The organism is Aquirufa nivalisilvae, from assembly GCF_004307455.1.
In the GTDB taxonomy this organism is placed as follows: domain Bacteria; phylum Bacteroidota; class Bacteroidia; order Cytophagales; family Spirosomataceae; genus Aquirufa; species Aquirufa nivalisilvae.
Map to the genome: position 1 here is coordinate 1 of NZ_SEWX01000003.1, position 21,922 is coordinate 21,922.

18 protein-coding genes are annotated in these 21,922 nt (G+C 39.3%); 10 read left to right on the forward strand and 8 right to left on the reverse strand.

Features of this window, described 5'->3' with window-relative positions:
* Nucleotides 1–844 precede the first annotated feature (844 nt).
* The 4 genes from EWU22_RS05230 to EWU22_RS05240 all read left to right on the forward strand — a co-directional run bounded on the left by EWU22_RS05230 (nucleotide 845) and on the right by EWU22_RS05240 (nucleotide 3,122).
* Nucleotides 845–1,348: a gamma carbonic anhydrase family protein gene (locus EWU22_RS05230; protein ID WP_130924694.1), complete on the forward strand. Its 504-nt coding sequence runs from the start codon at nucleotides 845–847 to the stop codon at nucleotides 1,346–1,348.
* Nucleotides 1,345–1,821: a SixA phosphatase family protein gene (locus EWU22_RS05235; RefSeq protein ID WP_130924695.1), complete on the forward strand. Its 477-nt coding sequence runs from the start codon at nucleotides 1,345–1,347 to the stop codon at nucleotides 1,819–1,821. The genes EWU22_RS05230 and EWU22_RS05235 overlap by 4 nt, the downstream gene beginning before the upstream one ends.
* Nucleotides 1,821–1,952 (forward strand): hypothetical protein, encoded by a 132-nt coding sequence (locus EWU22_RS13545; protein ID WP_262495135.1) that lies wholly within the window; start codon nucleotides 1,821–1,823, stop codon nucleotides 1,950–1,952. Before EWU22_RS05235 ends, EWU22_RS13545 begins: the two co-directional genes overlap by 1 nt.
* A gap of 228 nt (nucleotides 1,953–2,180) precedes the next feature.
* Complete coding sequence (locus EWU22_RS05240; protein ID WP_130924696.1) at nucleotides 2,181–3,122, forward strand: SPFH domain-containing protein; 942 nt, start codon at nucleotides 2,181–2,183, stop codon at nucleotides 3,120–3,122.
* A 17-nt stretch (nucleotides 3,123–3,139) separates the two neighbouring features.
* Here EWU22_RS05240 and EWU22_RS05245 read toward each other — a convergent pair whose 3' ends face one another.
* From EWU22_RS05245 to EWU22_RS05265, 5 genes are all read right to left on the reverse strand, one after another.
* Nucleotides 3,140–3,658, reverse strand: coding sequence for a YfiT family bacillithiol transferase (locus tag EWU22_RS05245; RefSeq protein ID WP_109322308.1), 519 nt, complete (start codon nucleotides 3,656–3,658; stop codon nucleotides 3,140–3,142).
* Nucleotides 3,659–3,662: 4 nt separating this feature from the next.
* Nucleotides 3,663–5,381, reverse strand: coding sequence for a D-alanine--D-alanine ligase family protein (locus EWU22_RS05250; protein ID WP_130924697.1), 1,719 nt, complete (start codon nucleotides 5,379–5,381; stop codon nucleotides 3,663–3,665).
* A 5-nt stretch (nucleotides 5,382–5,386) separates the two neighbouring features.
* The gene (locus tag EWU22_RS05255; RefSeq protein ID WP_130924698.1) at nucleotides 5,387–5,641 is read right to left on the reverse strand and encodes a NifU family protein; all 255 of its coding nucleotides are present in this window, start codon (nucleotides 5,639–5,641) and stop codon (nucleotides 5,387–5,389) included.
* A 3-nt stretch (nucleotides 5,642–5,644) separates the two neighbouring features.
* Nucleotides 5,645–6,727, reverse strand: coding sequence for an Mrp/NBP35 family ATP-binding protein (locus EWU22_RS05260; protein WP_130924699.1), 1,083 nt, complete (start codon nucleotides 6,725–6,727; stop codon nucleotides 5,645–5,647).
* Nucleotides 6,728–6,790: 63 nt separating this feature from the next.
* Entirely contained in the window at nucleotides 6,791–7,762 is a 972-nt protein-coding gene (locus EWU22_RS05265) for a GSCFA domain-containing protein (RefSeq protein ID WP_130924700.1), read from the reverse strand.
* Nucleotides 7,763–8,054: 292 nt separating this feature from the next.
* On the opposite strand from EWU22_RS05265, the gene EWU22_RS05270 reads away from it, so the two are divergent.
* Nucleotides 8,055–10,694, forward strand: a complete 2,640-nt coding sequence (locus tag EWU22_RS05270; RefSeq protein ID WP_130924701.1) for an MGH1-like glycoside hydrolase domain-containing protein — start codon at nucleotides 8,055–8,057, stop codon at nucleotides 10,692–10,694.
* Entirely contained in the window at nucleotides 10,687–11,160 is a 474-nt protein-coding gene (locus EWU22_RS05275) for a RidA family protein (protein ID WP_130924702.1), read from the forward strand. The genes EWU22_RS05270 and EWU22_RS05275 overlap by 8 nt, the downstream gene beginning before the upstream one ends.
* A gap of 265 nt (nucleotides 11,161–11,425) precedes the next feature.
* On the opposite strand, the gene nadA is transcribed toward EWU22_RS05275, so the two are convergent.
* Together nadA and nadC are read right to left on the reverse strand one after the other, a co-directional pair.
* Nucleotides 11,426–12,412, reverse strand: a complete 987-nt coding sequence (nadA, locus tag EWU22_RS05280; protein ID WP_109322315.1) for a quinolinate synthase NadA — start codon at nucleotides 12,410–12,412, stop codon at nucleotides 11,426–11,428.
* Nucleotides 12,409–13,269, reverse strand: coding sequence for a carboxylating nicotinate-nucleotide diphosphorylase (gene nadC / locus EWU22_RS05285; RefSeq protein ID WP_394364559.1), 861 nt, complete (start codon nucleotides 13,267–13,269; stop codon nucleotides 12,409–12,411). Before nadC ends, nadA begins: the two co-directional genes overlap by 4 nt.
* A gap of 93 nt (nucleotides 13,270–13,362) precedes the next feature.
* Between nadC and EWU22_RS05290 the strand changes: the two genes are divergently transcribed.
* From EWU22_RS05290 to EWU22_RS05305, 4 genes are all read left to right on the forward strand, one after another.
* On the forward strand, nucleotides 13,363–13,716 hold the full coding sequence (locus tag EWU22_RS05290) for a hypothetical protein (protein WP_130924703.1): 354 nt from the start codon (nucleotides 13,363–13,365) through the stop codon (nucleotides 13,714–13,716).
* Between the two features lie 60 nt (nucleotides 13,717–13,776).
* Complete coding sequence (secDF, locus tag EWU22_RS05295) at nucleotides 13,777–16,704, forward strand: protein translocase subunit SecDF (RefSeq protein ID WP_130924704.1); 2,928 nt, start codon at nucleotides 13,777–13,779, stop codon at nucleotides 16,702–16,704.
* A 65-nt stretch (nucleotides 16,705–16,769) separates the two neighbouring features.
* Nucleotides 16,770–18,248, forward strand: coding sequence for an APC family permease (locus tag EWU22_RS05300; protein WP_130924705.1), 1,479 nt, complete (start codon nucleotides 16,770–16,772; stop codon nucleotides 18,246–18,248).
* A gap of 87 nt (nucleotides 18,249–18,335) precedes the next feature.
* Nucleotides 18,336–19,928, forward strand: a complete 1,593-nt coding sequence (locus tag EWU22_RS05305) for a peptide chain release factor 3 (RefSeq protein WP_109322319.1) — start codon at nucleotides 18,336–18,338, stop codon at nucleotides 19,926–19,928.
* A gap of 187 nt (nucleotides 19,929–20,115) precedes the next feature.
* Here EWU22_RS05305 and EWU22_RS05310 read toward each other — a convergent pair whose 3' ends face one another.
* Nucleotides 20,116–21,870 carry a phospho-sugar mutase gene (locus EWU22_RS05310; RefSeq protein ID WP_130924706.1) on the reverse strand — a complete coding sequence of 585 codons (1,755 nt, stop codon included), beginning with the start codon at nucleotides 21,868–21,870 and terminating at the stop codon, nucleotides 20,116–20,118.
* Nucleotides 21,871–21,922 lie beyond the last annotated feature (52 nt).

The window sequence follows — 21,922 nt, forward strand, 5'->3', positions numbered from 1 at the left end:
TGTCACTAAAATGACGAAGACGTCTTTGTGACACACTTTGAAGATACAACTTTTTGTTGGCCATAATTAATAGATTTTAAGTTTAAAATTTTACTTTTAAACGGTCAACCTATTTCAGGCATTGACATCCATTCTACATCCTTCATTCTCCACTCTACATTAATTCTGCTATTCGACATGTTCTACAAGGCATATCGAATTGTTGATAAAAAGAATCTTCGATTCGCTTTTACCAGAGTATAGGCTTTTTTAAGTTACCATTGGTGGGGAATGTAGATCCTCTGGATTTGTAGTTCGACATAACATATGTAGAACAGCGTTTCAAAAAACGATACATCACATTTTCTACATTCTACATTGAACGGTTAATCCTAACGAAAGATTGGAACGAAGCTTGAGCGAAGCGGCAGGCGGATATTTGACCCTGCGCATAGGCCATGTGCGATGGCGTCAAAGATTAAAGCCGTAAGCGAAGAGATAATCGGTTCTGCGAAGCAGAATTCGTCTTAGGATTAACCGTAATCATCTGTTTTTTTTTGTTTCTTTTTTTTCAAAAAAAAGAAATGCCTAAGTAATGGCATTAAAGTAGGGTGCCATATAAAAGAACATGTATTGATTCAATAATTACATATCGGAAAATCCAAAATATTAATGTTCGACAACTACCAACTGAGTTGTCCTAAAAACTGTCAACCTATATCAGGACAAGACAGAATCTCAATCATTAGACGCCCAAATAGGTTTTTCCTGATTTCAAATATCAGAAAATGCTTAAGGAAATGGAAAGACAGAAATTAATCAGTAATTTTCGGTTACAGCATTATGCAAACCTAAATTACTTCCTATGGCGATATTCATTGCACCAACAGCCTCAGTAATGGGCCGAGTTTTTATTTCACCTGATGTCTCCATCTGGTACGGTGCAGTCATTCGGGCTGATGTGGAGGAAATTCATTTGGGTGAAGGATGTAATGTCCAAGATAATGCTGTATTACATGCAGATGAAGGGGATAAAACCATCATTGGAAAATTCGTGACTGTTGGGCATTCTGCTATTGTGCATGGTGCAGAAGTAGGAGAGGGGAGTTTGATCGGCATGCATGCCACGGTGTTAAATCGAGCTAAAATAGGCAAATATTGTCTGATTGGGGCACATGCCTTGGTGACGGAAGGGATGGAAATACCGGATTATTCTTTGGTACTAGGTACACCAGCCAAGGTAGTTAAAACGCTAAATGAATCGCAGATAGAGCGATTAAAATACGGTCCGCCTCATTATATTAAAATGGGGGAAAAACATGCCAAAGGGGAATATCCACTCATCACTCAAGCTGATTTTGAATCATGATTGATCTCATTTTAATCCGTCATGCCCATTCAGGGCCCTATGATCAGCCTGACAAAGAGCGTCAACTATCCTTGCAAGGGATGGAAGAAATGATTCTTTTGGCCCAAAAGCTCAAATCGGTTCATTTGCCTTCGGGTTTATGGTTATGTTCGGACGCTAAAAGAACGGTAGAAACAGCTACGGCTTTACGAAGTGAGTTAGGGATTTTGGGTCCCATTAATTTAGATCCTTGCTGGTATCAAGCTTCTGGGCCTGATTATGTGAATTTGATTGAAAAACAAACGAGGCCTGTGATTTATTTGGTGGCGCATAATCCTTCGATATCTTACGTGGCATCCTATTATTCAGGTACATTGATTCAGATGGAAACGGGGGGCTGTTGTTATTTGCGTTTTCAGTATGCCGACTCGCCCTCGGAATTAAGTAAGGGGGCAGGAGATTTAGTTTTTAATTTTAATCCACAGGTAGTCTAATGAATAAAAATCAGAAAATTTTCCGCTGGGTACTCATTTTGTTCACCTTATTGATGGTAGCCTTGGCGATCGACATGGCTAAAAATACGACCGCACCTTGGAATAAGAAGAAAGTGGAGAAGGGAAGGTGATTAGATATTTGTGTTTAGGGATTGGTGATGCTTTGCTTTGTCAAATTAAACTTTGTCAAATTTTCAAAATTTGACAAAGTTCCAATTAGATAACATTACTCCTACCTAAATAAATCAAGAATTTTTCCATTTCACTGACCTTAATACCACTCATCATTTATTGCCACGATTCGTTAGGGAAAATCCCTAGTTTAAGCTGTTTTTGTAATTTATAATCCCCTAAAAACCATGACTACTTTACTCGTTTTCGGAATCATTGGCATCTTACTGATATTCTTTAGTTTGGTGACTGTCCAACAAGGTAATATTGCCGTTGTATCCATGTTTGGTAAATACCAGCGCATTCTGCATCCAGGTTTGAATTTTAAAATACCTCTGATTGAAAGCGTCTTTAAAGTTATTTCCATCCAAAATCGTTCCATTGAATTGGAATTTCAGGCTATCACTATTGATCAGGCTAATGTGTATTTTAAATCCATGCTGCTGTATTCCGTTATCAACCAAGAAGAAGAAACCATTAAGAATGTGGCCTACAAATTCATCGATGCCCAAAGTCTCATGCAAACTTTGGTTAGAACCGTAGAAGGCTCCATTCGTTCTTTTGTGGCTACCAAGCGTCAAAGTGAAATCTTAAGCCTGCGCAAGGAAATCGTTTCTTATGTGAAAGACCAAATCGATCAAGTGATGGAGGAATGGGGCTATCACCTTCAAGATTTGCAATTGAATGACATTACTTTTGACGAGGTCATTCTAAAATCCATGAGTCAAGTAGTGGCTTCCAATAACTTAAAAGCGGCTGCTGAAAATGAAGGTCAGGCCTTATTAATTACCAAAACCAAAGCTGCCGAAGCGGAAGGGAATGCCATCAAAATCTCTGCCAATGCGGAGCGTGAAGCGGCTCAATTACGTGGACAAGGCGTTGCCCTTTTTCGTCAAGAAGTAGCCAAAGGGATGTCGGATGCTGCTCGAGAGATGCAACAGGCCAATTTAGATACTTCAGTGATTTTGTTTTCGATGTGGACAGAAGCCATCAAACAATTTGGAGAACAGTCGAACGGAAATGTAATCTTCCTAGATGGTTCAGCTGATAACATGCAAAGAACCATGCAACAAATGATGAGCGTCAATCAATTACAGACAATCAAACAAAACAAAAAGAAAGAGAGTTAATCCTCTCTTTCTTCTCTCTATTTAACGGATAAGACATGCGCCAAATGATGGTCGCAGTGCCAAGCATATATTCCTAATGCTTTGTCCAAAGGATAAGTAATGCCTCTTTCAGGATTAATATAGGCCTTTTCCCAATCAGATTCTTGGAGCTTGTTTAAAAGATAGACCCAACGCAAATGCACATACTTAATTCCTTCCAAAGACCACTCGATAGGAGCTTCGTTGCCATCGGGTAAATTGGCCCAATCTCCCTCTGAATAGGGTTTGATGATGGGATTTTCTTCCGTCAAGGCTAGTTTGAAACGAATAAAAGAATTCATGTGGCTATCATTGACGTGATGAATTACCTGGCGCGCAGTCCAGCCTCCAGGTCGATAGTGTTTAGCTAAGGTTTCATCTGACATGTCAGCTACAGCTTGTTTCAATTTTTCAGGAAACTCTGCTAATGTCTTGATCCAAGCAGTTCTAATATCTGGAGTGATGTTTTCAGGGGCTGAAAACTTGCCAACTGGATATTGTAATGGGTTGATATCCATAAGATTAAGCCGTTTTAATGTTGGTATAAAATTCAGTGATTTCTTGTGCTAATTGATGAGTTTGGGCAATTAAAGGATGTACTCCTTTAGAAATAGACTCTAACATTTCTGTAGCAGAATCTTTATTCCATTGAGCTGTATTCACAGTAATTAATATCTCACCTTCTTCTAAAAGCATGGGAGTTTGAACAATAAAAGCTTGCTTACCGGTGGCCGATAAGGCATGCGCTTGTTTTTTTACTGCTTCAAAACTCTCTTCTAATTCGTTCGTATTATAGCCCCTTATCTCTAAAAGAACTTTCTCTTGTTGGCTTTGAGCCAAAAGTTCTTCTTTGATAGCTGCGTCTAATGCTTCTAATTGCTTGCGGATGGCGTGATAATTTTTACCTGTACGCATTCTCTCTCTTAACGATTGGCGAATGAAATAGGTGATAGAGTCGGTAATAGTTAAGCCGATTTCTGCCATTTGCTTGAATATCAAGGAGCTGGGCGACATGCCTGGTATGGTGTTAGGGTCATGTAAAACCACAACGCCTCCTTCTGATAAGAAACCGTCAATTCGAGTACAAACACCAAATCCTAAATCATCGAATGCCTGACAAACCATCTTTTGGATTTTTTGTAAGTCCGCTAAGCTAGCATCCATAGGAATGCGCTTGCGCGTAGCTTTTGATTTATATTTGGCATTGAAATCAAACACTTCTACCGATTCATCAATGACAATTTCGGTAGGAGGAAGGGCAACTGTATCACCTTTGGGACTTTGAATCACCCCACAACTAAATTCATTTCCATTGACAAAAGATTCTAACAAAATGGCATCTTCTGAATGGATGGAATGAATGCTGGCTTTAGTGACACTTAGTTTAAAATACTCTTGTAAAGTGGCAAGTAAGTCGGCTGGGTGTTGGTAGTTTTGGTGATTAAATCGGACTGGAAAACCGATTCCTTCGTCCAAATTCACCATTTTTTGTAATAAAACTAATTTATCGTCTTCCGTGAAATTCAACCAATCTTCTCGGTAAATCTCCTGGATAAATAAACACTTTTTGATGGCCTTGTCGAAGTCCTCTAAGGAATCTTTTTTCACAAAAGCCAAACCAATGGAAGAGCCTTGGTGCGGTGCTTTTGCAACAAAAGGAATACCAATTTCCTTTTTTACTTGCTCAAATAGCGTTTCTCTACCGTATTTTTCGTAGTCTTCTCGCTGAAGAACAAAGTATTTTTTATCTAAACCAACACTCTTTTTTAACCAATCATTTTGCTTGGCTTTGTCGATACCGATGGAAGAACCTAGTAAACCAGGTCCAGAATAAGGTATGCCAAACCATTCCAATAAACCTTGGATGCTTCCATCTTCGGCAGCAGGGCCATGCATGGCTAGGAATACAAAATCAAAGTATTGAGGGAATTCATGGGGTTGTATTATTTGCCCTATTTCCGAAATGATTTGTTGGTATTCTTGCTCAGTTAAATCTTTTAATGATTCTATGTACACCGAGAAAATATCGTCTTGAAATCTTTTAGGAGGAAAAAAATCACGAATAGAACTTGCATGAATTAGTTCTTCGTTGATTAAAATAAAATTACCTAAACTATCTACAAAAACGGGGACAGGCTTAAAAAGGGCTTTGTTGATGTGAGCCATAGCTGTTTTCCCACCAGCAAAACTGATTTCACGTTCACGAGCAGGTCCTCCAAAAAATATACCAATGCGCATCATGCAACTTAAGATTGTACGGTTTGACTTAACTCTTCTACTGAAATGATTTCGGGAACTTCTCGGCGAATGGCTTCCTCCACTCCGGCTTTAAAAGTCATGGCAGACATGTTGCACGACTTACAAGCACCTAATAAATTAAGTTTTAGGCGATTGTCTTCCGTAATCTCAACGATTTCCACATTGCCACCGTCGGCAATCAGATAGGGCCGTATGGAATCAAGGGCTGCTTGTACTTTAGAGTATAGAGGGTGGTTTTCCATGGATTATTGACGTGGCGTAGACGCGTTTCTAATAGCAATTTGTTGGGCTAAATTAGCAGCAATGGTCGCAAATGCCGTGGCACTTGGTCCTTCCGTTGAGGCTATAGGCTTACCTTCATCCCCCGCTTCACGGATGGCTTGAATTAAAGGAACTTCACCTAAGAAAGGCACTTTGTATTTTTCTGCCAATTTTTTACCTCCATCTTTACCGAATAAGTAATACTTGTTATCGGGTAATTCCGCAGGTGTAAAATAGGCCATATTTTCAACTAAACCTAAAATGGGCACATTGATGCCTGCTTGATTGAAGAACTGCAAACCTTTGGTGGCATCTGATAAAGCTACTTTTTGTGGAGTAGTTACAATAACCGCACCTGTCAGTTTAATCAATTGAACTAAAGTTAAGTGAATATCAGAAGTCCCTGGAGGTAGGTCAATCAATAAATAATCTAATTCATCCCAATTGGTATCTCCAAAAAACTGACGTAAGGCTTGCGTCATCATGGGACCTCTCCAAGGCACAGGACTATCACTAGGAGCTAAAAAGCCCATGGAAATCATTTTTATGCCATATTGCATGATGGGTTGAATGCGGTTTTTACCATTGACTTCTTGAACCAAAGGTTGTAATTCCTCCGCACCAAACATCACAGGAATGGAAGGGCCTGAAATATCTGCATCTAAAATTCCGACCTTAGCACCACTTTGTTTTAAAGCCATGGCTAGGTTGGCCGTAACTGTTGATTTACCTACTCCTCCTTTGCCAGAAGCTACGGCAATCACATTTTTTACTCCAGGAATCAATGGGTCAGAAGAAGCTAAACTCGTCACTTCTGCCGTCATATTGATGCTTATTTTCAGGTCAGGGTGTACCAAACGATGGATGGCTTCCTCGCAATCTTGTCTGATTTTTTCTTTTAATGGACAGGCTGGAGTCGTTAATACAACAGTGAAACGAACTTCACCAATACCTAATTCCACATCTTTAATCATGCCCAAAGTGACCAAATCCTTTTTAAGGTCGGGCTCTTGAACGGTACTTAAGGCACCTAAAATGATTTCTTTACTTACGCTTAATTCTCCCATGAATGCTTTATCTCTATCAAACCTCAAATATAAGGTATTTTCACCTTTGTTGGCCTTTCAAAATTAACTAATTGATAAAATTCGAGCTTGAATGGCTTGGACTATTTTGCTGGAATCATAGCTGAGGGAAGGACTTGAAAATTCGGCTTTACATTGTGCTAAACTTTGCAAATAAAGTGCTTTTTTGGCTGGATGGAATTGATGGTTTAGGGTTTGGAAAACAGATTTCCATTTTTTTTCAATGTTCAATAAGTCCTTACTGAAATAGCATTCTGTGAATTTTTGCCAAATATATTCTTCTGCCGTGTTATTGGGATGAATCATGTCGGATGCATAAAAACGATAATCTCGCAGTTCATCCATCATGATTTCATATGCTGGGAAATACTCCACTTGAGCATGATTGTTTTTCAAGGTTTCGGCTGCCAAACGAAGTATTGCTTTGGAAACTGCGTTTTCTGGTATCCCATCTTTCGTGTGTCTAACGGGAGAAACGCTTAGAATGATACGCAATTCAGGATTTTTCTTGCCTATTTTTTGTATAAAATCTTGAAAGCTGTTTACTATTTCATCGACGGTCGACAAGCGTTTTTCGAAAGAATTAGCAGTTTGTTTATGGCAATTGGCGATAGGTCTTTTTAATTTTTTATCCCAATAATAATAAGCCGTCCCCCAAGTGATCAATAAAAACTGAGATTGTCCGAGGCATCTTTTGACTACTTGTTGACGCTGCTGAATCAATTCCATCAAATCAGTTGGGTCCGTAGCACAAAGACTAGAATGATAATCTGGATGTAACCAAATGCCCTGTTGATTCACTAATTCTATCGGAGAAAGTTTATCCGTTTGAAGGGCTTTTAGGATCGCATTGGGATGAAATAATGTTCCAAATGGCTGGTTAATGATGTTTATGGGTAAATTTTCCATTCTTTTGCCCATGTTTTCGGCAAAGCAAGAACCTAGGCTGAGAACTTGAGATGTAGACTCTATTTTTTGGGAAGATTCAGGGATGGAAAAAGAAGTAGTAAACTGCATAAATGATTGACAATTGTGCTTAATGGGCCTGCTAATATTAACGAGAAAGGTCCATTTTTAATATGATTGAAATGCTTGAATTTTGATTTTCAAGGTACAAAAGAGGCCGTTTGATAAGCAATATATTGAATTTTGAAGGAATTAAAGGTAGGATATGAACCTGATTGTGCATTAATTTCTTTGGACAATAGTATTTTTTGACGGTAGTTTTGAATTCGTCTTGGATTCTATTTCGAATCTGCTTGAAATCAATAACTTTGCGATTTGCATTTATTCATACAAATTAAAAGATATGTCGGAACTAGGAGCGGAGCGTGCACGATTAAAAACTCGGAATGACAATAAAGGTTGGAAGAAGTGGGGGCCATATTTAACAGAAAGACAATGGGGTACAGTACGTGAGGATTATTCGGCTCATGGAAATGCTTGGGACTCCATTACTCACGATATGGCGCGTTCCAAGGCTTATCGCTGGGGAGAGGAAGGCATTGGTGGAATTTCAGATAATAAGCAACATGTTTGCTTCGCTTTCTCTTTTTGGAATCATAAAGATCATATTTTAAAGGAGCGTTTTTTTGGTTTGACAGGTGGGGAATCTAACCACGGGGAAGATGTCAAGGAATTGTATTATTACGAGGATTCTACCCCTACGCATTCCTACATGCGCATGAGCTATAAATACCCTCATCAAGCTTTTCCTTATCAAAAACTGATTGACGAAAGTAAAAAAAGGACTCGTTTGGAGCCTGAATATGAGTTGTTGGATACGGGTATTTTTGATCGAAATGAATATTTTGATATCAAAATGGAGTATGCCAAAGCAGATGAGCAAGATATATTAATCAAAGTTACTGTTGAAAATAGGGCTAAAGTAGCGGCTCCCATTACGGTTTTGCCAACCATTTGGTATCGAAATACTTGGTGTTGGGGGTATGAAAATTATAAATACAAGCCTTTATTAACTGGAGTGGGTCATTCATTTATTGAGGTTGATCATCGAGTGGTGGGTCGTTTTAAGCTATATGCAGAGAATGCTGACGAGTTTTTGTTTTGTGATAACGAAACTAATTTCCGTCGCTTGCACGACTCCCCCAATTTGAGTCATTTTGTGAAAGACGGCATCAATGATTACATAGTTAATAAGGCTAAGAATTCGATTAATCCTAATAATATAGGAAGCAAGGCAGCTGTTCGTTTTTCGGCAAAAATTCCTGCAGGTGGTAAAAAAGTATTCCGCCTTCGATTAACTAACCAATCCATGCAGCATCCTTTTGAGGACTTTGATGCTGTTTATTCCACTAGGGTTGATGAAGCTAATGCATTTTATGATGACATGCATGGCAATGTAAAGGAGGAAAAATTACGTGATATTCAACGTCAATCCTATGCAGGAATGCTATGGACGAAGCAATGGTATTACTATAATGTATTTGAATGGATTAAAGGGGATCCGTCTATGCCACCACCACATCCGAGTAGGAAAGTGGGTAGAAATAGTACTTGGCGGCATATGTATGCAGCCAATATATTATCCATGCCAGATAAATGGGAGTATCCCTGGTTTGCGGCCTGGGATTTGGCGTTTCATACCTTGCCTTTAGCTAGGTTAGATCCAGATTTTGCAAAACGTCAGTTGGCGGTAATTCTACGTGAATATTACATGCATCCCAACGGGCAAATTCCAGCTTATGAATGGTCATTTTCGGATGTGAATCCTCCGGTACATGCTTGGGCGACTTGGAAAGTGTATGAGATAGATAAGCAGATGAATGGAGGGGTGGGTGATTTGACATTCTTAGAAAGAATTTTCCATAAACTTTTATTGAACTTCACTTGGTGGGTAAACCTGAAGGATGAGGGAGGGAATAATATTTTCGGAGGAGGCTTTTTGGGGATGGATAATATTGGTGTTTTTGACCGATCTGCCACTTTGCCTACGGGAGGACATCTAGAGCAAGCTGACGGAACGGGTTGGATGGCCATGTACAGCTTGAATATGTTGCGCATTGCTTGTGAAATTTCCATTGAAAAGCCTGTGTATCAAGATATGGCTTCCAAGTTTTTTGAGCACTTTTTACATATTGCTGGAGCAATGCAGGCCATTGGTGGAGATAAATTGAATCTTTGGGATGAGGACGACCAATTCTATTATGATATGTTGCATAAAGAAGATGGTAGTTTGATGTTGTTGAAGCTGCGCTCCATGGTGGGTTTAATTCCATTGTTTGCAGTGGAAGTATTAACTTCAGAAATGTTGGAAAAACTGCCGCAGTTTAAAAGACGGGTAGAGTGGGTACTGAATAACCGACCGGATTTAGCCAATTTGATTTCTCGCTGGTATGAACCAGGTAAGGGAGAAAGTCGCTTGTTATCTATTTTGCGTGGTCATCGTATGAAAATGATCATGAAACGCATGTTTGATGAAACTGAGTTTTTATCCGATTTTGGCATAAGAACTTTGTCTAAATACCATCAACAAAACCCTTACAAGTTTATTTACGATGGAGGAACCATTCAAGTGAATTATGATCCTGCGGAATCAACGGGTGACATGTTTGGAGGTAATTCCAATTGGCGAGGACCTATTTGGTTTCCGATGAACTTCCTGATTATTGACTCTTTAAGGAAATTCTCGGATTATTATGGAACGGACTATGAAGTAGAGTTTCCTACGAACTCAGGCGTGATGGTTAATATCAAAGATGCAGCAGAGGGAGTCTCTAAGCGTTTATTGGATTTATTTATTCCGAATAAAGAAGGCAGGATCCCGATGTATGGGAGCTATGAAAAGATGCAAGAGGATGAGAATTTTAGGGATTCCATGTTGTTTTTTGAGTATTTCGATGGAGATACAGGAAAAGGTTTAGGGGCCAGTCATCAAACGGGCTGGACAGGTTTAATTTCAGAAATAATACATCAATTATATGGATAAGCGTACACCAGAAGAAAATTTTGCTGCCTTGAATTTGGCATTACCACCAGCACCGAGTCCTTTAGGCGTTTATAAGCCAGGGCTTCAAATGGGAGAATTATATTATGTTTCAGGTCATGGACCTGTGCAAACGAATGGTCAATTAATCATTGGTCGGATTGGAGATACCTTTACGATGGAGGAAGGGAAACAAGCTGCTCAACAGGTCGGCTTGACTATTTTGGCTACTTTAAAGGCTCAATTAGGTAGTTTGGACCGAGTGAAAAGGGTCGTAAAGGTGTTGGGTATGGTTAATTGTACTTCCGATTTTGAACGCCATCCCTATATTATTAATGGTTGTAGTGAGTTGTTTGCTCAAGTTTGGGGCGAGGAAATGGGTATTGGGGTTCGTAGCGCAGTAGGAATGGGAACTTTACCAGATAATATTCCTGTTGAGATTGAGGCTTTGTTTGAATTACATCAATAAACTGATATTAATTATCAGTTTTGTCCGGGATGATATGGTTCAAAAAAGTTAGCTTTGAGCGCGCTGAGCTGTTGGATTTAACATTCACACACTTATACATATCTATACCCACCCATATTCACATCCACGTCCTTCCTCGTTCACACAGATTTGTCAACTTTTCAAAAGTTGACAAATCTCATCGACAAATCTCATCGACAAATCTCGTCGGTAATTCTAAAAGTGAAGAACTAAGCGACATGCACCAAGCACATTGTTTCATTTACTACTTGGAAATTTCCAACATTGCTTTTAGTGCTTTATAGGCAGGAATTCGAATTTCTTCGCTCAAATGAATTTCAGGGAGTTCATAGTACAATGCATTGTACAGTTTTTCCAAGGTATTCATTTTCATATAAGGACATTCACTGCAAGCGCAGGAGTTTTGTTCATTGGCAGGGGCAGGAATCAAATGCTTATTTGGAACTGCCATTTTCATTTTATGTAAAATTCCAGCTTCAGTAGCCACAATGAAGGTTTGTCGATCTGACTTTTCTACATAATTCAATAGGGCCGTTGTACTACCTACATAATCAGCCTCACGCAAAATCATCTCCTTGCATTCTGGATGGGCAATCAACATGGCATCAGGGAATTCAACGCGTAATTGTTTCAATTTGTCCAACGAAATATCAATATGCACCATGCAAGCGCCTTCCCACAAAATGAGCTCTCTGCCCGTTTTATGAGCTACATACCTACCTAAATTAGCATCAGGGGCAAATATGATTTCCTGTTCTTTTGGGATAGATTCCACCACTTGAACCGCATTGGAAGAGGTGCAAATGATGTCAGTCATGGCCTTGATCTCGGCTGAACAGTTGATGTAACTAACCACCACTGCATTAGGATGCTTGGCTTTTAACGCAGCAAATTCCTCAACAGGTACAGAATCAGCTAAAGAGCATCCCGCATTAAAATCGGGAACAACTACTTTTTTACTTGGGTTTAATATTTTGGCCGTTTCTCCCATGAAGTGTACGCCACAAAAAACGATTAAGTCGGCTGTTGTTTTTTCAGCAGCTTGTGACAATCCTAAACTGTCGCCCACAAAATCAGCTAGTTCTTGGATTTCTCCATCTACATAATAATGTGCTAAAATCACTGCATTTTTTTCAGCCTTTAATTTTTTAATGGCTTCAATTAATTCAGTGCCCTTAGGTGCGGATCTACTGATATAACCTACTTCGGCTGCTTCTTCCGTTAAATTCATGCTTTTTTTGCTTTTAAGCTAAGATCTAAACTCTTGATTTGATGGGTTAATGCCCCCATGGATATATAATCGACACCTGTTTCACCATAAGCTCGTAAGGTGCTTTCTGTAATTCCTCCAGAAGCTTCTGTAATGAATCTTCCGTTAATTTTTCGAATGGCATCTCGAAGACGATCTGGACTGAAATTGTCTAACATAATACGTTGAACACCCCCAATTTTCAAGACCTCATCTAATTCCGATTCATTTCTTACCTCTATTTCAATCGCTAATCCCAATTGATGGGATTGGTTATAGTTTAATGCTTTTTCTAATGCTGATTTAATTCCACCGGCATAATCAACATGGTTATCTTTTATCAAGATCATGTCATATAGCGCAAAGCGGTGATTTACAGCACCACCTATTTTGCATGCCCATTTTTCAGCTATTCTAAAATTAGGCGTGGTTTTACGTGTATCCAATAATTGAGAACGAGTGCCTTCTAATATATTCACCATACGTTTGGTGTAGGTCGCTATTCCCGACATTCTTTGCATGCAGTTTAATACCAAACGTTCTGCTTTTAAAATGGATTGGGCATTCCCATGAACCTCTAATACGATTTGTCCATGTTGGATACTTGCTCCATCCGTCATGAAAGTTTGCACTTGCAAAGTTGGATCCACTTCTTCAAATATGTGCAAAGCCATCTCTACTCCGGCTAAAACACCTTCATCTTTGACAAGTAATTGCGCTTTTCCTTGGGCATCTTGATTCACTGTGGCCAGAGTTGTATAATCTCCAGGGCCAACATCCTCTTTCAAGGCAGCTTGAATAAAGGAATGAATGTGAATAGGATCCAGGTATGCCAACATGCTCACGGGTTTTGTTTGGCAAATTTACAAATTTTAATCTTATCCTACGGGAAATGGAATTGTAAAAAAAATATCCTATTTTTGCTCCTCATCATGCAAAAGAAGGTCAACTTTTTTCAATTGTTTTTATTCCTACCTGTCCTATTCTGGTTGGTAGCAAACCCTATTTCTCTGTTTTCAGCAGAAAAAAAGGTGGTGAAAACAGAGAAAAAAATTCCATCTAGCAAAAAGAATACTAGCCAAGAGACGATTGTAAAGGCGGAACAGCCTGTATATCAGGTGAGTAGTAATCTGCAATTGGATTTCCCCACTGATTGGAGCTTTCAGCAAATTACGATTCCTAGTTTTCAGGAAACCTTACATGCTTTTAAATTACCCATTGCATTACCTCGTGCTCAAATTCTGAGCATTCTATTTACCCAATTTATTGCCACTCTGGCCCCTTGAGAATTGTCTGATATTTTAGACAATTTTATTCTTATTTCATTTCATTTTTAATTTACAATTATGCGTTACAAAAGTGCCATTATATGGCTGTCTACAATTATTTCAGCCCTATGTATCTTTTTCCTTTCCTTCACTTGGAAAGCGAATCAATTGCGTGATCAAGCCATATCATATGCGACTACCAAAGATGGTAAGTATGATCCTGCTAAGCGTTTACATTTTATTGACTCTCTTTGGAAGCAACCTGTGTATTTAGGTTATACTTTCCAAGAGGTAACTCAATATGCTTTACAAAAAGGTCTTGACTTAGAAGGTGGTTTACATGCCGTATTAGAAGTTTCACCCGATGAAATTTTGCGTGCATTATCAGGAAAGAGTAATGACCCAACTTTTGAGAAGGCTATTGCTGAGGCTACTAAGCAACAAGTGAATTCAACATTGCCTTTCAATGAGTTGTTCTATGCTGCTTTTGCTAAAATTGCTCCTAACCAAAAGTTAGCTTCGGTATTTGCTAATTCAGTGAACCGTGGGAAAATCAGCTCAACTTCATCTGATTCACAGGTTAAGAAGGTAATCAACGCTGAAATTGATGGAGCTGTAGATCGTGTTTATAAAATTATCCAAGCACGTATCGACAAATTTGGTGTAGCTAACCCTAACATTCAACGTTTACCAGGTTCAAACCGTATTCAGGTAGAGCTTCCAGGTGTTGATAATCCAGAACGTGCTCGTAAATTATTGTCAGGAGCCGCTAAATTAGAGTTTATTGAGTGCTATGAATTGAACGAATACGGTGCCGGCTTAAATGCCTTGGGTTCTTTATTGGAGCAAGAAACAAAAGCACCTGTAGCAAGTACTGCAGCACCTGCAGCAGCTACTAAGGATACTTCAGCTAACGCTTTAGCATCTCAATTAACTTCTGCTCCTAAAGCAGATTCAGGAAAAGCCAAAGCTGATACAGCCGCTGGTAATGCTTTGACTAAACTATTTGTTCAAATGGGTAATGGTGTTGGCGTGTATCGTAAGGATACAGCTCGTGTAAATGCCTTATTCCGTCGTCCTGAAGTAAAAGGATTCTTCCCTGCTAATTTAACATTTGCTTGGTCAGCTAAAGGTACACCTGCTACCAACGGAGATGAAATTTTGAGTTTAGAAGCCTTGAAAAAAGGAGAAGGTCAATCTGCTCCATTAGAAGGAGATGTAATTACTGATGCAGCTCAAGATTTTGATCAAACAGGTCGTGCAGAAGTAACAATGTCTATGAATGGAACAGGTGCACGTATATGGAAAAACTTAACAGGTGCTAATGTGGGCCGTCGTATTGCCATTGTGTTAGATGGTTATGTATATTCAGCTCCAGTAATTAATGGAGAAATTCCAGGCGGTCGTTCTTCTATTTCAGGAAACTTTACTGTAGAGGAGGCAAAAGACTTAGCCAATGTGTTGAAAGCAGGTAAATTGCCAGCTCCAACACGTATCGTAGAAGATGCATTTATTGGACCATCATTGGGAAATGAAGCGATTGACCAAGGGTATTTATCCATGGCGCTAGGCTTGTTATTAGTGATTATCTTCATGGTAGGTTATTACGGTACTCCAGGTTGGATGGCCAACTTATCTTTATTCTTCAACTTATTCTTTATTGCTGGAGTTTTAGTTCAAATTCAAGCTTCTTTGACTTTACCAGGTATTGCTGGGGTTGTATTAACCTTAGGTATGGCAGTCGATGCAAACGTATTGATCAACGAACGTATTCGTGAAGAATTGCATAAAGGCAAAGGGTTGTTAGAGGCCATTAACTTAGGATATGAAAAGGCATTAAGTGCGATTTTGGATGGTAACATTACCACTGTTTTAGTGGGTGTGATTTTGATTATTTTCGGTTCAGGTTCTGTTAAAGGATTTGGAGTAACACTTTGTATTGGTTTGGTGACTTCTGTATTTACGGCTGTTTACTTATCACACATCTTCATCGATTGGATGGCTAAACGTGCGATTAAGGCAGGTAAAGAAAAAGAAATGACTTTTGAGACCTTTATTTCTAGAGATCTTTTCAAAGGCATGAATTTTGATTTCATCGGAAAACGTAAATATTCTTACTGGTTTTCTTGGGGCTTAATTACTGTTGGAGCTGTAGTCTTGTTTATGCAAGGTGGATTCAACCTAGGTGTCGACTTTAAAGGAGGTCGTTCTTATGTAGTGGAGTTCTCTAAGCCAGTAGAAGCAGGATTAGTGAAAGAAGCTCTAAAAGATGATTTCAATGGCGTAGGATCAGAAGTGAAGACTTATAATGGTCAAACTAAATTGAAAGTAACGACTTCTTATTTGGTAGAAGATGAGTCTATCCAAGCGAATCATACTGTGAGAACTGCTTTGGAAAAAGGTTTGAAAGATTTTGCAGGTAGCAATCCTAAGATTTTGTCAGAATCTAAAGTAGGTGCTACAGTGGCGGATGATATCTTAACCCAATCCTTTGTGTCAATATTCTACGCTTTGATTGCTATTTTTATTTACATCTTGATTCGTTTCCGCAAATGGCAATATTCATTGGGAGGTATTATTGCCTTATTACACGATACTTTAGTGGTATTAGGTATGGTGGGTATCGTTCGTTTGTTTGGATTTGAATTAGAAGTAGACCAAGTATTCATTGCAGCGATCTTGACGGTAATTGGTTATTCGATCAATGATACCGTGGTAGTATTCGACCGTATTCGTGAGGAAATTGGTGTGAATCCAGATATGAACAATAAGCCATTGATGATTAAAACCATTAACGAGTCGATTAACCATACGATGTCTCGTACGGTTATGACAGCCACAACCGTATTCTTAGTAGTAACAGTCTTGTTATTCTTTGGTGGTGATGTATTAAGAGGTTTCTCTTTCGCTATGTTTATAGGCGTTGTATTTGGTGCATATTCTTCTATATTTGTAGCTGCACCTATTGTAATCGACTTGGGTTCGTCGAAAAAAGAAAAGAAATAAATTCATTAGGCCGGTGCAAAAATTGCACCGGCTTTTTAATGATTTCCATTTAAAAATTTGATGCTATGAGCAACAGTATTTGGAGAAAAAAACCGTTGGAAGCCTATGCTGCCGATGTCAAAAACAATCAATTAAAACGTGTTCTTGGAAAATGGGCTTTGACCTCTTTAGGTATTGGAGCCGTTATTGGTGGAGGTATATTTACCTTGACAGGAATTGCTGCCCATGATTGGGCAGGTCCAGCTTTAGCTTTGTCATTTGTGATGGCTGGAGTAGCTTGTACGTTTGCAGCATTATGTTATGCTGAATTTGCTTCGATTTTGCCTGTAGAAGGCTCCGCTTATGCCTATTCATATGGTACAGTGGGTGAATTTTTTGCTTGGTTCATTGGATGGAACCTTATATTGGAATACATGATGGGTGCTACTACGGTGGCTGTGGCCTGGTCTGGGTACTTTGAAAAACTATTACATCTCTTCAACATTAACTTACCGATTTATTTGACCAATGACCCTGTTACTGCTGCAGAAAAAGCAGAGAAGCTGCGTGCAGCTGGGGAAGTTGTACCTGATTTTGCCTTTGCTTTCAACTTACCCGCTTTCTTAATTGTTTGGGGTGTAACTTGGGTCTTAGTAAAAGGAATAAAAGAGGCAGCTAGTACTAATAACTTAATCGTTATTATGAAAGTAGCGGCCGTTATTTTTGTTATTGTTGTAGGGGCATTTTATGTGGATACAGCTAATTGGCATCCATTTATTCCAGATGCAGTCATTGATGATTCAGGAGCTCAGCACTATGGTTTTAATGGTGTTGTCACAGCCGCTAGTATTATTTTCTTTGCCTATATAGGTTTTGATGCAGTGTCTACACAGGCTGGAGAGGCGATTAACCCGACCAAAGATATTCCTTTTGCCATTATTGCTTCATTATTGATTTGTACACTTTTGTATATTTTGGTATCCTTAGTTTTAACAGGGATGGTAAAATATGACACCTTGGATTTGAAAGCACCGGTTGCTTCAGCCTTTGAAGGTGCAGGTTTGCCTATCGCCATGTACATTGTGACCATCGCAGCTACCGCAGGTTTAACTTCGGTGATGCTTGTTATGATGTTATCTCAAACACGTATCTTCTTAGGTATGGCCAAAGACGGTTTATTGCCAAAAGGGTTGTTTGGAGCCATTCACCCGAAATTCAAAACACCTTGGAAAAGCACGATTTTTGTTGGAGGGATTGTTTCTGTAGTTTCCGCACTTACTCCTATTGATAAAGTGTCAGAAATGTGCAGTTCAGGTACTTTGTTAGCCTTCGCCATGATTTGTGGAGCAGTGTGGTTATTGCGTGTTAGAGAACCCAATATTGAGCGTCCTTTCCGAGCACCTTGGTTGCCATTTGTAGCTACGGCAGGTATCTTATGTAATCTATATTTAATGTGGGGATTACGTACTGAAACCAAGTTGTCATTCTTAATTTGGGGCTCTTTAGGTATCATCGTTTACTTTGCATACAGTAAAAAACATAGTAACCTGAATCAGAAGAACTAAGTTATTCAACGAGTAATATTTGGCACCCAAATTGGGTGCCATTTTTTTTTGCTGTACTTTTGCAACCTGAATTAAAATAGTCATTAAATGAGTAAGCTCGCAGCCGAAATTGCCAAAAGAAGAACCTTTGGAATTATCTCCCACCCCGATGCCGGAAAGACAACCTTAACGGAAAAATTGCTTCTTTTTGGGGGAGCAATCCAAACAGCTGGTGCGGTTAAATCCAATAAAATCAAGAAGGGGGCAACTTCCGACTTCATGGAAATTGAACGCCAAAGGGGTATCTCGGTGGCAACTTCTGTGATGACTTTTGATTACCAAGGTGTGAAAATCAACATTTTGGATACACCCGGTCACAAGGACTTTGCCGAGGATACCTATCGAACTTTAACAGCAGTAGACTCCGTTATTTTGGTCATTGATTGCGTGAAAGGGGTAGAGGAACAAACGGAACGTTTGATGGAGGTTTGTCGAATGCGTAAAACTCCCGTGATTATTTTTATCAATAAAATGGACCGTGAAGGTCAAAACCCATTTGATTTATTGGATGAGTTGGAACAAAAGTTGTCCATTCGAGTGCGTCCATTGACATGGCCTATTAATATGGGTTCAAATTTCAAAGGTGTATACCATTTGTTGGATCGTTCCTTGAATTTGTTTTCAGCCAATAAAACCAAAATTGAAAAAAATGTAGTGGCAGTAGATATTCACACGCCAGAATTGGACGCAAGAGTAGGGGATAAAGACGCGGCACAATTGCGCGAAGATGTGGAGTTGATTGAAGGTGTCTATGAGCCATTCGATCGAGCTGAATATTTATCTGGTGAAATTGCACCTGTATTTTTTGGTTCAGCAGTGAACAATTTTGGTATACAAGAACTATTAGATACGTTTACCAAGATTGCCCCGCCAACGCAGGCACGTGGAACCGATGTACGTGTAGTGGAGCCAGCTGAGAAGAAATTTACGGGCTTTGTATTTAAAATACATGCCAACTTAGACCCAAAACATCGGGATAGAATCGCCTTTTTACGTATTTGTTCAGGTGTATTTCAACGAAATACTTTTTATCAGCACATTCGTTTGAAAAAGAATGTCCGCTTTGCCAATCCTTATAATTTCATGGCTCAGGAGAAGGAGGTGATTGAAGAAGGATTCCCAGGTGATGTCATTGGTCTATATGATACAGGTAACTTTAAGATTGGAGATACCTTGACGGAAGGAGAAGTGTTAAACTACCAAGGTATTCCTAATTTTTCACCCGAGATATTCAAGGAATTGATCAATTTAGACCCCATGAAAGCCAAGCAATTGGAAAAGGGAATTGACCAATTGACCGATGAGGGGGTAGCCCAATTATTCCTTCAACCTCAATTAGGTAACCGAAAAATTGTAGGAACCGTTGGAGATTTGCAATACGAAGTTATTCAATATCGTTTGGAGCATGAGTATGGAGCAAAATGTCGTTTTGACGGCATGCAGGTTAGCAAAGCTTGCTGGATAACTTCTGAAGATCCAAAGAAACTACAGGAGTTTGTGCGTTTGAAAGGACAAAATATCGCTCAAGATAAGGACGGTAATTATGTGTTTTTAGCTGAATCCGACTGGATTTTACGGATGAACCAAACGAATAATCCAGAGATTGAATTCCATTTTACTTCGGAGTTTAAATTGGCCTAATATCAATTTATTGGACAATATAATTTGTTTGAAAAACGTTACAACGCTCAACGCTGTCAAGGTTTGGAACCTTGACAGCGTTAGAAAAAAAAGCGTTGAATCCCTTTATAACACCAAAAAACCCAGACAATTTGCCTGGGTTTTTTGTTAACATATTGTCGTATCATTTTTCAATGACAAGCAATCTTTATTTAAGTCCTAAATCCTCCTGAATGGTTTTAACTTTAGCTTGTAATGCAGTAAACGTCGCATCAAAATCAGCAGCTGAAGCTAAAGGGGCATTGACCGAAACATAGAACTTGATTTTAGGCTCCGTTCCCGATGGTCTTGCCGAAACCTTTGAACCATCAGCTAAAATCAATTGAATAACATTAGAAGCCTCAATACCTCTACCTTCTATAATTGGACTAACTTGTCCTGTTGTCAAATCAGTAGCTTGTAAGCCCTCGTAATCCAATACCTTCACTGGTTTACTTCCCGCCACACTAGCAGGCACGTTGGAACGAAGATTAATCATCATCTGCTTGATTTCTTCAGCTCCTGCCTTACCTTTTTTAGTTAAGGATATTAAGCCTTCGTAATAGAAGTTATTCTCAATGTACATTTCTGCTAGAAAATCGAAAAGCGATTTGCCTTGATCTTTCGCATAAGCGGTTAATTCTGCAATCATGGCACATGATGCCACCGCATCTTTATCACGCACAGCATCACCAATTAAATAGCCATAGGACTCCTCTCCACCACCAATGAACTTCTCTTTGCCTTCTAATTCACGAATTACCTGGGCAATGTATTTGAATCCCGTTAGCGTATTATAGCAAGGTACCCCTTGTTGAGCACACATTTTATCGATCAAATCGGTAGTCACGATGGTTTTAGCCACAAATTCCTTGCCTGTCAATCGACCTAGGTTTTTGTCGACCTTTAGTAAATAATATAAAATCAAACTAGCCATTTGATTTCCATTCAATAACTGCCATTCACCACTTGGGCTCTTTACCGCTGCCCCAACTCGGTCTGCATCTGGGTCAGTGGCTATTACTAAATCGGCATCTAATGCTTTTGCCTGATTTAAGGCTAATGTCATTGCCTCTTTTTCCTCAGGATTCGGATAAATGACCGTTGGGAAATTTCCATTGGGTTCAGCTTGCTCCTTAACCACATGAACGGATGTAAAACCTAATAATGCCAGTGCTTTAGGAACTAATGTAATCCCTGTTCCATGAATGGGAGAAAATACAATTTTCAAATCTTTTTGACGCTGAATTACCTCGGGCTGACGGCAATTGGCTTGAATGGTTTTTAAGTATTCCTGATCGATTTGATCATCCAAGAGATGCAATAAAGCATCATTCCCTTGAAACTTGATGTCATCTACGGAAAGAATAGCGTTTACTTCAGCCACAATGTTTTTATCGTGCGGAGCTACAACCTGAGAACCGTCTGACCAATAGGCTTTATAGCCGTTATATTCTTTCGGATTATGGGAAGCTGTAATCACGATTCCTGCATGACATCCTAAATGTCGCACGGCAAAGGAAAGCTGTGGCGTTGGACGAAGCGCTGGAAACAAATACACTTCAATGCCATTGGCTGTAAAAATATCGGCTGCAATCCGGCAAAATTCTGGGGAGTTGTTTCTTGAATCGTGGGCAATAGCCACTTTGATTTTTTGATTACCTAAAACCGTTAATAAATAATTTGCGAAGCCTTGCGTGGCTGCACCCACCGTATAGCGATTCATACGATTGCATCCAACGCCCATTTCGCCTCTCATTCCACCCGTTCCAAATTCCAAAGATTTATAAAAGGAATCGGTTAAAGTAACTTGATCTTCTTGATCAATTAAGTGTTGGATTTGAGATTTTGTTTCTGCATCATAGGCTCCAGAAAGCCATTGATTTACATTTTGTTGAGTAGTATTGTCAAGGTGTAATGCCATAGGGTTAATTTTCAAAGAGGGCTGTCAAATTATTTGCTTACTTTTGTGGTTA

Excerpts from the sequence above, each read along its gene's own strand:
- EWU22_RS05230 (WP_130924694.1), top strand. The coding sequence starts at position 845 with ATGGCGATATTCATTGCACCAACAGCCTCAGTAATGGGCCGAGTTTTT.
- EWU22_RS05235 (WP_130924695.1), top strand. The coding sequence starts at position 1,345 with ATGATTGATCTCATTTTAATCCGTCATGCCCATTCAGGGCCCTATGAT.
- EWU22_RS13545 (WP_262495135.1), top strand. The coding sequence starts at position 1,821 with ATGAATAAAAATCAGAAAATTTTCCGCTGGGTACTCATTTTGTTCACC.
- EWU22_RS05240 (WP_130924696.1), top strand. The coding sequence starts at position 2,181 with ATGACTACTTTACTCGTTTTCGGAATCATTGGCATCTTACTGATATTC.
- EWU22_RS05245 (WP_109322308.1), bottom strand. The coding sequence starts at position 3,658 with ATGGATATCAACCCATTACAATATCCAGTTGGCAAGTTTTCAGCCCCT.
- EWU22_RS05250 (WP_130924697.1), bottom strand. The coding sequence starts at position 5,381 with ATGATGCGCATTGGTATATTTTTTGGAGGACCTGCTCGTGAACGTGAA.
- EWU22_RS05255 (WP_130924698.1), bottom strand. The coding sequence starts at position 5,641 with ATGGAAAACCACCCTCTATACTCTAAAGTACAAGCAGCCCTTGATTCC.
- EWU22_RS05260 (WP_130924699.1), bottom strand. The coding sequence starts at position 6,727 with ATGGGAGAATTAAGCGTAAGTAAAGAAATCATTTTAGGTGCCTTAAGT.
- EWU22_RS05265 (WP_130924700.1), bottom strand. The coding sequence starts at position 7,762 with ATGCAGTTTACTACTTCTTTTTCCATCCCTGAATCTTCCCAAAAAATA.
- EWU22_RS05270 (WP_130924701.1), top strand. The coding sequence starts at position 8,055 with ATGTCGGAACTAGGAGCGGAGCGTGCACGATTAAAAACTCGGAATGAC.
- EWU22_RS05275 (WP_130924702.1), top strand. The coding sequence starts at position 10,687 with ATGGATAAGCGTACACCAGAAGAAAATTTTGCTGCCTTGAATTTGGCA.
- nadA (WP_109322315.1), bottom strand. The coding sequence starts at position 12,412 with ATGAATTTAACGGAAGAAGCAGCCGAAGTAGGTTATATCAGTAGATCC.
- nadC (WP_394364559.1), bottom strand. The coding sequence starts at position 13,269 with ATGTTGGCATACCTGGATCCTATTCACATTCATTCCTTTATTCAAGCT.
- EWU22_RS05290 (WP_130924703.1), top strand. The coding sequence starts at position 13,363 with ATGCAAAAGAAGGTCAACTTTTTTCAATTGTTTTTATTCCTACCTGTC.
- secDF (WP_130924704.1), top strand. The coding sequence starts at position 13,777 with ATGCGTTACAAAAGTGCCATTATATGGCTGTCTACAATTATTTCAGCC.
- EWU22_RS05300 (WP_130924705.1), top strand. The coding sequence starts at position 16,770 with ATGAGCAACAGTATTTGGAGAAAAAAACCGTTGGAAGCCTATGCTGCC.
- EWU22_RS05305 (WP_109322319.1), top strand. The coding sequence starts at position 18,336 with ATGAGTAAGCTCGCAGCCGAAATTGCCAAAAGAAGAACCTTTGGAATT.
- EWU22_RS05310 (WP_130924706.1), bottom strand. The coding sequence starts at position 21,870 with ATGGCATTACACCTTGACAATACTACTCAACAAAATGTAAATCAATGG.